The 12,486-nt window shown below is 33.1% G+C and carries 8 protein-coding genes; 7 read left to right on the top strand and 1 reads right to left on the bottom strand.

Annotation, left to right across the window (positions count from 1 at the left end; translation table 11 throughout):
• Nucleotides 1-69: 69 nt before the first annotated feature.
• From HNQ90_RS09920 to HNQ90_RS09900, 5 genes are all read left to right on the top strand, one after another.
• On the top strand, nucleotides 70-525 hold the full coding sequence (locus tag HNQ90_RS09920) for a pyridoxamine 5'-phosphate oxidase family protein (protein WP_144115642.1): 456 nt from the start codon (nucleotides 70-72) through the stop codon (nucleotides 523-525).
• Nucleotides 526-613: 88 nt separating this feature from the next.
• Nucleotides 614-1,492 (top strand): RsiV family protein, encoded by an 879-nt coding sequence (locus HNQ90_RS09915; protein ID WP_144115641.1) that lies wholly within the window; start codon nucleotides 614-616, stop codon nucleotides 1,490-1,492.
• Nucleotides 1,493-1,889: 397 nt separating this feature from the next.
• On the top strand, nucleotides 1,890-5,087 hold the full coding sequence (locus HNQ90_RS09910) for a SusC/RagA family TonB-linked outer membrane protein (RefSeq protein ID WP_144115640.1): 3,198 nt from the start codon (nucleotides 1,890-1,892) through the stop codon (nucleotides 5,085-5,087).
• A 19-nt stretch (nucleotides 5,088-5,106) separates the two neighbouring features.
• Nucleotides 5,107-6,435: a RagB/SusD family nutrient uptake outer membrane protein gene (locus HNQ90_RS09905; protein ID WP_144115639.1), complete on the top strand. Its 1,329-nt coding sequence runs from the start codon at nucleotides 5,107-5,109 to the stop codon at nucleotides 6,433-6,435.
• 230 nt (nucleotides 6,436-6,665) lie between these two features.
• Entirely contained in the window at nucleotides 6,666-8,882 is a 2,217-nt protein-coding gene (locus HNQ90_RS09900; protein ID WP_144115638.1) for an FUSC family protein, read from the top strand.
• 16 nt (nucleotides 8,883-8,898) lie between these two features.
• Here HNQ90_RS09900 and HNQ90_RS09895 read toward each other — a convergent pair whose 3' ends face one another.
• Complete coding sequence (locus HNQ90_RS09895) at nucleotides 8,899-9,921, bottom strand: LacI family DNA-binding transcriptional regulator (RefSeq protein WP_172625831.1); 1,023 nt, start codon at nucleotides 9,919-9,921, stop codon at nucleotides 8,899-8,901.
• 152 nt (nucleotides 9,922-10,073) lie between these two features.
• On the opposite strand from HNQ90_RS09895, the gene HNQ90_RS09890 reads away from it, so the two are divergent.
• On the top strand, nucleotides 10,074-11,120 hold the full coding sequence (locus HNQ90_RS09890) for a sugar kinase (protein ID WP_144115636.1): 1,047 nt from the start codon (nucleotides 10,074-10,076) through the stop codon (nucleotides 11,118-11,120).
• 125 nt (nucleotides 11,121-11,245) lie between these two features.
• Nucleotides 11,246-12,463, top strand: coding sequence for a 6-phosphofructokinase (locus HNQ90_RS09885; protein ID WP_144115635.1), 1,218 nt, complete (start codon nucleotides 11,246-11,248; stop codon nucleotides 12,461-12,463).
• Nucleotides 12,464-12,486 lie beyond the last annotated feature (23 nt).

Raw genomic sequence — 12,486 nt, 5'->3', positions numbered from 1 at the left:
AACTGATTAATATCATAGCCTAAAGCTAACAGTATTAGTATTTTAGGCGAAACACTAGACTATAACACCATGATAAGGAATTTACAGCAAGATGAATGTGCAAATATTCTGGCATCCAATTACATTGGTAATCTATCCTATATTTATAGGGATAGGCCCTATGTAGTGCCAATAACTTATTTCTTTGATGCACCAAATAATGTTATTATTGGCTACTCTGCCGAAGGCCATAAAATTAGAGCCATGCGTAAAAACACAAGTGTTTCTTTAGGAGTTTCAGAAATCGATTCGGTAAATTCTTGGAATTCCGTGCTCGCTCAAGGCACCTTCAAAGAGCTTTCTGGAAGTAATTCCAAAGCGCAATTACATGTTTTCTCTTTAGGTGTAAAAGATTTAATTATTAATAAAGAATACAGGAAACTAGATTTTATAAGTGAGTTTTCTAGTAAAATCTACAAAGATGATTTTCCAATCGTTTTCCACATAAAAATAGATGAGCTTACTGGTAAAATTAGAAACCACTAATTTACTAAGTAAACTATAGAAGTTAAGTTGATAGGAGTTTATTCAATTCAATAAATGTCGTTTTAATTAAAGTAATAATTTCAAAAGGATGAAATATTTATATCTAGTAGGGCTATTAGTTGTGTTTTTAGCATGTAAAAACGATAAACGTGAAGAAAATACTTTGGAGAATAAGGTTTTAGACAGCGTTAAGCGGATGCCTTTAGATTCATTAAAATTAAAGGATTTTGATATTGAATCCTTAGATAAATCTGTTGCCATTGAGTTAAAGCAAAAACAGCTCATCGAAAAAAAAGATGAAAGCGAAGAGCTTGAGGCATTGATAATTGATAAACATTATCTTGTTGAAAAGAAAGATTATACCATTAATTTTAAATACCCGCTAATTAACGAATCTTATAAACCCACTAACAGAAATTTTAATGAGTTTATTAATGATTATTATGTTAATATAACCAAAACAGAATCTGATATATTAGAAAGTAAAGCCTTCTGCGATAGTATAGGAGCCAAAAAATTTAGGGAGGAGCGCTTTATAGATTATAAGATTTATAATGTTAATGATCAGCTAGTAAGCGTATTATTTTATAAAGAGAATTTTTATAATGATGCCATGCATCCTAGTTATTCTTTCGATTGTTTTAATTTCGATTTAAACAGAGGTGTTTTTATGACTTATGCCGATTTTTTTACTCAGGGTTCAGAAGAAGAGTTGGTAGATATTATAAACAAAAACATAAATAAACAAATTGGAAAAGCAGATATTTACTATGATTGCTGGGAAGTCTCTTTAGATGATTTTTCTATAAGTAAAAACAACTTTGTACTCAATGATACTTATATCGAATTTTATTTTGATGATTGTGTAATATGTCCATCCTACACAGGTACATATTCTATCGAGCTACCCTTAACTGATTTACTTTCAGTTTTAAAGAAATACGATTCTAATCCATTAGTTTTTTAATGTTTTTATAATGTAGTTGAGCGGTATAGTAATTTTTTAAAGTGTCATATTATTATAAAATCAGTGCGACTTATCAATTTATTAGTCAATGGACTCAATACTCATTTGGTGGTCATCAAAACAAATTTGGCATCTATTCTATGTACAACAAATTAGCTTTGAAATAGGTAATAAACATGAATGCAAGGCTTTTTTAAATTTTATTAACTAGTATCGCTAGTACATAATTATTAAGGATTCTTCATTTTATTAGAGGTTTTTTAGTGGAATTCTTTAAACCAGCTAAAAACTAGTAAAAAAAAATTTTGTTTTAACATAGTTTTAATATATATTTGGCAAACCAATTTGGTAAACCAATTTGGTGTACCAAAACTAATATTAAACAAAAACTAAATTAATGAAACAAACAAGAAATTTAAAAAAGACGCTCCTATTATTAATAGGGTTTTGTTTTGCATTGAATTTAAATGCACAGCAAAAGACGATAACCGGTGTGGTTACTGCTGAGGCAGATGGTATGGGACTTCCAGGTGTTAATGTTATTGTTAAAGGAACAACTACAGGGGCATCAACAGATTTTGATGGTAATTACTCTATTACTGTAAGTGGTAGCGATGCCGTTTTATCTTTCAGTTATATTGGATATGTTGCTAAAGAGATTATAGTTGGTGGTAATAATACAATTAATGTTGCCTTAGTTGAGGATTTAGCGGCATTGGATGAGGTTGTGGTTGTAGGGTATGGTACTCGAAAAAAATCACATTTAACGGGAGCAGTAGCAAAAATAGGTGGTGACGATGTTGCCGCTGTACAAACAGCTCGTGTTGATGAAGCTTTGGTAGGAAAGCTACCTGGTGTTAATATTCAAAATCAAAGTGGAGAACCTGGTTCGGACTTAAAAATACAAATTAGAGCAGGATCTTCACTTTCGAGTAATTCAGATCCTTTAATTGTTGTTGATGGATTCCCAATATCAGGAAATTTAGCAACGGTTAATCCAAACGATATTGAAAGTTTAGAGGTGTTAAAAGATGCTGCTTCTGCTGCTATTTATGGTTCTTTGGGAGCAAATGGTGTTATTTTGGTTACCACTAAAAAAGGAAAAACAGGAAAACTAAATTTTAGTTATAACGCCTATACAAGTACTTCAAGAAAGTATGTAAAAGATATTGAGATGCTTAAAACTGCTGGTGAATGGGCAGAAGACTTACAGTCAGGTGAATATGATCTTTCTTTTACTGATCCAAGGTTATTAGAATATAGACTTGATGCATACACAAATGCACCAGATGTTGTGAGTATCGAAGATTGGCTTTTTAAAAGTGGTAATTCAACAAGCCATGATTTTAGTGTGAGCGGAGGATCTGAAAATATTAAAGCGTTTGCTTCACTTGGTTATTTAAATACCGATGGTATTGTGAGAGGGCAAGGTTATGAAAGATATAACGGACGTATGAATATTGATGCTAATTTGAACGATAAGTTTAAAGCAGGCTTGAGTATGAATGGATTCTATGGTAATCAAGATATTGTTCCTTGGGAAATGAGGGATCTTCTGAGATCGTATAGCATAAGTCCCATATACCATACACAAGCGTCGATTGATTTCGTTCAGCAACTAGACCAAAAAAGACAAGCTTTATTCGATTCTGGGTTTACAGGAAATAATATAGGTCAGTCGTTCGATAGTAATTATAGAGGTGTAGGTTTAGATCCTACTAGTATCTATGATTTACAACCTGGTGATGTAGTTCACGATTGGCAATACGGTAGAAATCAAAATGGAATTGGAGGAACAGGAGATGCTGGTGTAGCTGCTAAATTTGACAATTCAAGAAGGTATAAGAAAACATATTATGGAAACGTAAGTTCTTATTTACAGTATGAGCTAATTGAAGGGTTAAACATTAAAACCATTTTTGGAGCAGATTTACGTGATGTTAATGAGTACGAATATCATGGCGTACAATCAGATGGTCAACAACGTGCTGATAGAGGTACATTGGATATAAGTGATATAAAAAAGTCTACTGTGTTAAGTACAACTACTCTAGATTATTCAACTGTACTTAATGATAAGCATGATATTAATGCAGTTGTTGGTATGGAGTTTGTCAATACTAAATTCACCGGCCTTGAATCAGATGGTAATAATGCACCTGAAGGTTATCCTTTAAATTATTCTTTTTTCAATGCTGAAGATGTCATTTCTAATAGGATTGAAGAGAAGCAATCAAGAAGAGGGATTTTTGGAAGAGTTGCTTATGCCTATGATAATAAATATTTGCTATCAGCATCTATAAGAAGAGATGGTGATTCACGTTTTGGGGCAAATGAAAGATTTGCAGTATTTCCAGCATTGTCTTTAGGTTGGAATGTACACAAGGAATCTTTTTTACAAGATAGCGAAACGCTAAGTTTGTTAAAGCTTAGATTTAGTACAGGTTCTTTAGGTACGTCTTCAGATTTAGGTTCTTATAGTTCATTGAGTATTTTAGGTACTTCACCTACAGCTTTTGGAACAGGGTTTTTAATTCCTCAAGATGTGGCAAATCCAGATTTAACTTGGCAAACCAATAAGGAGACTAACTATGGTATTGATACCGGATTTTTAAATAATCGTTTCAGATTAAGTGTAGATTATTATAACTCAGACGTTAATGATATGTTGATTCAACAAAGTGTTTCTGAAGTTCTGGGTACACCGCAAATTAGACTTAATCGTGGAGATATAACAAGTTCTGGTTTAGAGTTTGAACTAAATGCGAATATAATCCAAAAAGATGATTTTTCTTGGAGTATGAATGCCAACTTATCTACAGTTAATTCAGAAATTACTAGTCTTGGTGCTGTTGACGAACTACCACGTCAAATTTATGGTGGTCCAAGTGGAAGAGGTGCTGAGTTCAGAAATTATGTAGGTGGTGAACTAGGTGAAATGTGGGGCTATGAATCTGCAGGAATAGTTGAAAATATTTATATGGCAGACCCAACTCGAAATGTTGGTAATAATAGTGGTTTAGCATATATAGTTGATCAAAATGGAGATGGTGAAATTACTTACGAAGATGATTATGTTAAATTAGGTTCGGCTACTCCAGATTTTTATTGGGGATTGTCAAGTACAATGAACTATAAGGAATTTGATTTTTCATTTCAGTTTCAGGGTTCTCAGGGGGCAGAAGTTTATAATATTGATCCTATTTACTGGCAATCGCAATTTCGCGACTCTACAACACCTGCTTTTGATCTTGAAAGCGATGGGATAGCGGATCATAATGGTTTGCATTATCAATTAACTAGAGATGTGCATGGTTCAATGATTCAAGATGCATCTTACATTGCTTTAAGAAATATTACTCTAGGTTATACACTTAATCCGGATTTCATAAGCAAAATGGGGATAGGTTCTCTGAGAGTATATGCTGCAGCCACCAACTTATTATATATCATGGGGAAAGATTATACTTCATTTAACCCAGAAGGTGTTGAGATTGAAAATAGTAATTATGCAGGTCCTACAACATACGGTTATCAAGAAGGAGCTAGCCCGATTGTTAGAAGTTTTACTTTCGGTGTAAATGTTAATTTTTAAATAAGAAAAAATGAAAAAAATGAAATATATATATATAACATTAGTCTCTATGTTGTTAATAACAGCATGTGATAATGAACTGGACCAATCACCTTCTTTAGATTTAGAAGCAAGTAATTTGGTGGAATTTGCACCTGTTTTAAATGCAGCATACTATTACCAAACAGGAGTTGCAATGCCACAAGCGGTTTTAGGAGATTTTAGAGCAGACAATATGTTGATGTTAGAAGATCCGTTTACATCCATCGATACATATAATGCAGATTTAGCAGGTGGAGATATGACTGGGGCGTTTTTCACACCGGTTTATCGTAACTTATACAAGGCAATATTGAGTACAAATAACATTATTGAAAATTCAACAGATGCTACAGAAGTAGCAGAGGCTAAATTCTTAAGAGCATTGTCATACTTTAAATTAGTGTTGGTTTTTGGAGATGTGCCTGTAAATCTATCGGCTACACCTAGCACTTCAGATTTATCTATTTTTGAAAGACAGCCGGTGGCAGACATTTACAACAATGTAATTATTCCGGATTTCCAGGATGCTATAGCAGGTCTAGATAATTCTGATATAGCTTCAGGACGAGCATCTCAAATTGCAGCGCGTGCATTTCTAGGTAAAGTGTACATGCATAATGGTGATTTTGGCCCTGCAGCGACAGAACTTGGAGCTGTAGTAAGCAGTGCTAGTGCTGCTGGTATAACTTTAGAGCCTAACTTTGCTGATGTAGTAACTGATGTTAGTTCGGAAATTATTTTTGCAACGAAAATATCAGGTTCTATTTCAAATGCTGATGGTTCTTCGTCTTCTTCTACCTTTTCAGGATGGTTTTCTGGAGGTGATACAAAATCAAGTACGCCTTTAGATCCACGCTTAACTGCCGCTTTTGATGCTAGTGGTGCTGCTGGTGGAGGTACAGATTTAAGAAAAGCATTAACTATTGATGAGACAGCTGGAATAGGTGTGAAATACACAGGAGGTGCCGATCAAGATTTTATAGAAATGAGATTGTCTGATGTTATTTTAATGTATGCAGAAGCGTTAAATGAAAATAATACTGCTGCTAGTACAGTACTTCCTTTATTGGATCCAATAAGAACTAGAGCTGGTTTAACAAGTTTAACTGGAACTGTAAGTTCACAAGCTGATGTTAGACAAGTAATTTATGATGAAAGAAGAGTAGAGTTAGCTTTAGAAGGGCATAGATGGTTTGATTTAGTAAGAACAGGTACTGTTGATGCCGAAATGGGGCAAGCTATTAATTCAAATTATTATGTGTTTCCTATTCCAAATAGTGAGATTCTTGCTACCAACGGTGTAATTAAACAAAACGACGGTTACTAAACAAGAAACAGTTTAATTTAAATTAGTTTGATTTTTAGGTTATCCGGTCTATTTAAGATCGGATAACCTTTTTTTATACCCTGTCTTCAAGATTAAGTTCGCACACCATTTTAAGGTTGTCTGCGCTCATTAACAACTACGCTATGCCCTTTTGGTTCGGGAATAATTATTATCCTAAATAACTAGTCTTAGCTAAAAAGACTTCTTAAATTTGAGGCATAAATTTAGTTATGATTAAAAATTTAATTAGATACTTTAAAAGCATACATTTCACTAAGGCCATTTTGGTTGCTTTAGCCATGGTTACGCCGGTATTAATATCTATTTATTTTTTTAATAGTTTCGAAATAGGCTTTAGTATAGCCTTAGGCGCAATATTATGTGCTCCTTGCGATGTTCCTGGAAGTTTAAAACATAAGTTTTACGGCATATTAACATCTGTTGTGTTAGTGTTTATCATCACGTTACTAATCGGGTATTTTAGTAATACACTTCTAATAGTTATACCGTTGTTAATCGTTTTGGTTTTTGCGGTTTCTTATCTCTCGGTTTTTGGTTTTAGGGCTTCATTAATTTCATTGGCAGGTTTACTATCTTTTGTGTTAGCCTTTGCCTATGAAAGTAGTGAGATTACTGTTTTGGAACATGCCTTATATCTTGCGTTAGGAGGTGTCTGGTACTTGTTTTTAACAATTTTAACCCAATTGTCTTTACCACAAGTGCAAACGGATTACTTGTTTATAGAACTGTTATACAAAACATCAGAATTTATAAAAATAAGAGGAAAGTTATTGGTAGAAACCAATAATAGAAATGATCTTTTAGAAGCCAATTTTAAACTGCAAATAGAAATAAACGAACTCCAAGAAACCATAAGAGAGGTAATTTTAGAAAAAAGATTAAACTCTGGTTTTAGTAATAGAACAAGACGACAACAATTGTTTTTTTCTAGAGTTATGGAAATATATGAATTGGCTATTTCCAACACGATTGATTATGATAAGTTTGATACCTTATTTAAAGATCATCCCGAAAAAATAGATGAGTTTAAAGTATTAATTTTCGAAATTTCAGATAGACTAGCTTTTATTGCTAAGGTGGTTTTAAAGGAAGAGAAGCTTACATTTAATGATAATTTTAAAGTGCTTCTTAAAAAAATACAGAACCATATAGATATTTATAAGGTGAAGGTAGGTTTGCCAGAATCAAGAGAGGGCGCCATACTTCTGTTAAACTTTAAAGCCTATCAAGAGCGGCAGATTAGCAACTTAAATGACATCGCTAGGATATTAGAGAATTATTCTAAAAACAATAAAATTAGAGGCATAAAGGATGCCGAACAATTTATAACTCAACAGGATTATGATGTTAAAAAACTAAAAGCCAATTTTAGTTTTAAATCGCCAATATTTAGGCACTCGTTACGATTAACGCTTACTATGCTAATCGGTTTTTTAATTGGGTATGCTATGGAAATGCAGCAATCGTATTGGATTTTGCTAACCATAGTGGTAATAATGAGACCGAGCTACGGCTTAACTAAACAGCGAACTGTACAAAGGTTGGTAGGGACATTAATAGGCGCTGCTGTTGGTGTGGGTATTGTTTTTTTAACGCAAAACACTATGGTGTATGCCGTAATTGCAGCCTTATCTTTAATAATTGGGTTTTCAATTTTAAAACAGAATTATAGAAATGGCGCAGCGTTTATTACCTTATATGTAGTTTTTATGTATGCCTTAATTCACCCAAATGTTTTAATGGCTATTCAGTTTAGGGTTGTAGATACGCTTATAGGAGGAGTATTGGCCTATGCTGGAAATTATTTATTTTGGCCAGCATGGGAGTCGAAAAACATTAAAGAGTTTTTTGTTAATTCTATTAACGGCATTGCAGATTTTTTGAAACAAATAGATGTTTTATATCATGAAAAAGGAGAAGTGTCTACGGCCTATAAGTTAGCTAGAAAAGAGACGTTTTTACAAGTAGCGAATTTGAATGCTGCTTACCAAAGATTGGTGCAAGAGCCTAAATCGAAACAACAGAATATTGTTGTTATTTACGACTTAATTACCATTTGTAATACCTACTTGTCTTCGTTGGCATCCTTAGGTATTTATATTAGAACGAACAAAACAAGCAACGTACCAAAGCAATTTGAAATTTATGTAACCCATATTTTATCTAATCTTGAAAAAGCTGTAGATATTTTAGAAGATAAAGAATCTAATACCCATTTACTAAATGAAGATTTAGATAAGGCTACCAAGAATTACGAGGATGACTTTAAAAGTTTAGTTTCACAACGTGGAGAAGAAATTAAAAAAGGAGTTCCTATTTCTAACGAAATGAGAGCGCAGTTGCATGAAACAAAATTAATATTCGAGCAGTTAAGTTGGCTGTTTAATCTATCGGAAAGTTTAGTTAAAAAAGTAAAACGTATTTAAAAAAATGGCTTTTTTATTAATTTCTTGAGGATTCTCGTATTACCAATTCGGCATCTAAAATTATTTTATTCAAGGTTTGTTTTACTGTCTTTTTCTTGGTATAACCTAAAAATGTTAAGGCAGCTTGTTTTCCAATTTCTGCACTGTGTTGGTTAATACTACTAATAGAAGGTGTTACTACAGCTGTAAAAGGTTCGTCGCCAAAGCCAACTAAAGCGATATCTTCTGGCACCTTTATTTTTCGTCCTTTTAAAGCTTGTAAAGCACCTAATGCAGCATAATCACTGGCAACGTAAACAGCATCTGGTCTTTCTTTTAGTTGGAGTAATTGTTCCATTTTTTCTTTGCCATCTTCAATAGTTAGGCTGCTTTCAATTAAAAGCTCTGGATCTAGCGGTAAATTATGCTTCTTTACAGCATCAATATAACCTCTAATTCTATTGTTAAAAATGCGGGTACGCTTATAACCTCCTATATGGGCAATTCTTTTTCGACCTTGATTTACAAGATGCTCAATAATAACTTGACTGCTTTTGTAATCATTAATTCCTATATAATCCACATTTAAATCATTTTCACCACGATCAAATAAAATTAAAGGAATGCCTTTTGCTTTTACTTTTTCATAATAATCTAAATCTACAGTTTCATTGGCCATAGATGCGATTATACCATCAACTTGCGTGAACAATAAAGTATCAATACTATCGCACTCTTTTTTAAACGATTCGTTAGATTGTGTTATAATAATGTTATAACCTTCTTTGTTCAACACCTCCTCAATATTTTGAATAACAGAAGAAAAAAAGTTGCTATTTGTTCTGGGCACAATAACGCCAACCAATTTGCTTTTTCCTTTTCTTAAGGCACTAGCAAGATGGTTTGGTTGATAATTAAGATTTTCGGCAACTTGTTTAACAGCCTTTTTAGTTTTTTTACTAATTCTAGAGTCGTCGTTAAGTGCTTTAGAAACCGCAGCAGCAGAGATATTTAAAACATTAGCAATATCTTTTATAGTAGTTTTCTTTTTGATATTCAATTTTTTTATATATTTGCTTAAACGTTTAAGCAAATATATAGTTTTAACCGATTCAATCAAAATCTTAAGTAAATAATAGATTTTGATTTATTTTTAACCATTTGGTTAAACGTTTAACCAAAACTAATTTTTAAATAATAATACTAAATAAGATGAGTAAAGTAGTAACTTTCGGAGAGATCATGTTAAGATTAGCTCCACAAGGATTTTTAAGATTTTCGCAAGCAAATAACTTTGATGCTATTTACGGTGGTGGAGAATCAAACGTAGCTGTTTCTTTAGCTAATTATGGTGTGTCATGTGATTTCGTAACACGTTTACCAAAAAATGATATTGGTGAGTGTGCTATGATGGAAATGCGTAAAAGAGGAGTAGGTGTCGATAAAATTGTTTGGGGTGGAGATCGTTTAGGGATCTACTTTTTAGAAACTGGAGCTGTATCTAGAGGATCTAAAGTGGTTTACGATAGAGCACATTCTGCAATAGCTGAAATCGAATCAGGAATGATTGATTGGGATGCTGTTTTTGAAGGTGTTGAGTGGTTTCACTGGACAGGTATTACACCAGCAATTTCTCAAGGTGCTGCCGATGTTTGTTTAGAGGCTGTTAAAGCTGCAAGTGCTAAAGGTATTACTATTTCTACCGATTTAAATTACCGTGCTAAACTTTGGAACTATTGTAGCGATGCACATAGAGAAAAAGTTATGACTGAGATTACATCGTATTGTGATATCGTGTTAGGAAATGAAGAAGATGCAGAAATGCATTTCGGAATTAAACCTGCAGGAGCAGCAGTTCAAACAGCAGGACATGATGTAAAAGCAGAAGCTTTCTTATCTGTTTGCCAACAAATGATGGAAAAATTTCCAAGAGCTAAAAAGGTAATTACTACTTTAAGAGGTTCTATTTCTGCATCTCACAATACTTGGGCTGGAGTTTTATATGATGGAAAACAAATGTTACAAACCCGTCAATATCAAATAACAGATATCGTTGATAGAGTTGGTGGTGGAGATTCTTTCATGGGTGGATTAATCTACGGATTATTAAAATACCCAGAAAATGATCAAAATGCATTAGATTTTGCTGTTGCAGCGTCTTGTTTAAAACACACTATTAAAGGTGATGCAAACTTAGTAACTGTTGCTGAGGTTGAAAAACTAATGGGTGGTGATGCATCTGGTAGAGTTGCTAGATAATTTATATCTATAAGATTTATAAAAATAACCTACAAGGTGAAATACAGCTGTAATTGCTGTAAACACCTTGTAGTTTTGTTATTTCAATTAGTACGTTTTTCTAACCTTAAAATCATATAAATTATATGAAAAAATCTATTGCAATAATGTGTGGAGGCGGACCAGCTCCAGGCATAAATACTGTAATAAGTACTTTGGCCAAAACATTCTTGAAAGATGGATACGAGGTTATAGGTGTGCATCATGGTTATAAAGGATTGCTTTCTGATGAACCTTCATTAGTTTTTTTTGATTTTCATCATGCCGATAGAATTTTTAGTCGTGGTGGTTCAACCTTAATAATGAGCCGGTTTAAGCCAAAAGACAGCGATTTTAAAGCCGATTTTTTTAAGAAATACAACGTAAAATTACTAGTAACTATTGGTGGCGATGATACCGCGTCAACAGCCAATAGGTTAACAAAATATGTAAATACTCAGGATTTGGATGTGGCTCATGTTCATGTTCCTAAAACCATCGATAACGATTTACCGTTGCCAGATAGAAATCCAACTTTTGGTTTTCATACAGCAAAAGATGAAGGTGTGCGTATTGGTAATACGGTATATGAAGATGCTAGAACTAGCGAAAACTGGTTTGTAGTTGCCGCTATGGGGCGTTCGGCAGGACATCTTGCTTTCGGGATTGCATCGGCGTGTCATTATCAAATGATGATTATTCCTGAAATGTTTAATAAAACTAAAATAACATTCGAGAAAATTATCAATATGATTATTTCTTCGATTGTTAAATGCAAAATTCAAGGTATCGAATATGGTGTTGCTTTGGTTAGTGAAGGTGTTTTTCATTTTATGGATGAAGACGAAATCTTAAACTCAGGCATCAATTTTACTTACGACGATCACGGACATCCAGAACTAGGGAACGTAAGTAAATCTCATATATTTAATTATTTATTACAAACTAAGCTTAAAGAGGTTGGTTTAGATATAAAATCAAGGCCTGTAGAGCTTGGATACGAATTAAGGTGTTGTAACCCTATTGCATTCGATCTAACCCTATGTACTTTATTAGGTATAGGTGTTAAAAAATTATTTGACGAAGGCGTTTCTGGTTGTATTGTAAGTGCAAATTCAAAAGGCGATATTATGCCTTTATATCTAAAAGATTTTGAGGATAATGAGGGTAAAATACCACCTAGGCTGGTAGATATCAATTCAGATATGGCTCAGCTATTTATTAATAATCTGTTTTATATTAAGGAAAAAGATTATGAGTTGGCTAAACAATATTTGCCCAATCCGGAGGCATACGATTTTAAAAAAATATTAAATTGGAATTAAATTAACTAATAAAAAAAACAAAA

This window comes from Algibacter amylolyticus (assembly GCF_014202225.1).
Classification (GTDB): domain Bacteria; phylum Bacteroidota; class Bacteroidia; order Flavobacteriales; family Flavobacteriaceae; genus Algibacter_B; species Algibacter_B amylolyticus.
Note: the sequence above shows the minus strand (reverse complement) of the source record. Positions and strands in the feature narration are given on the sequence as shown.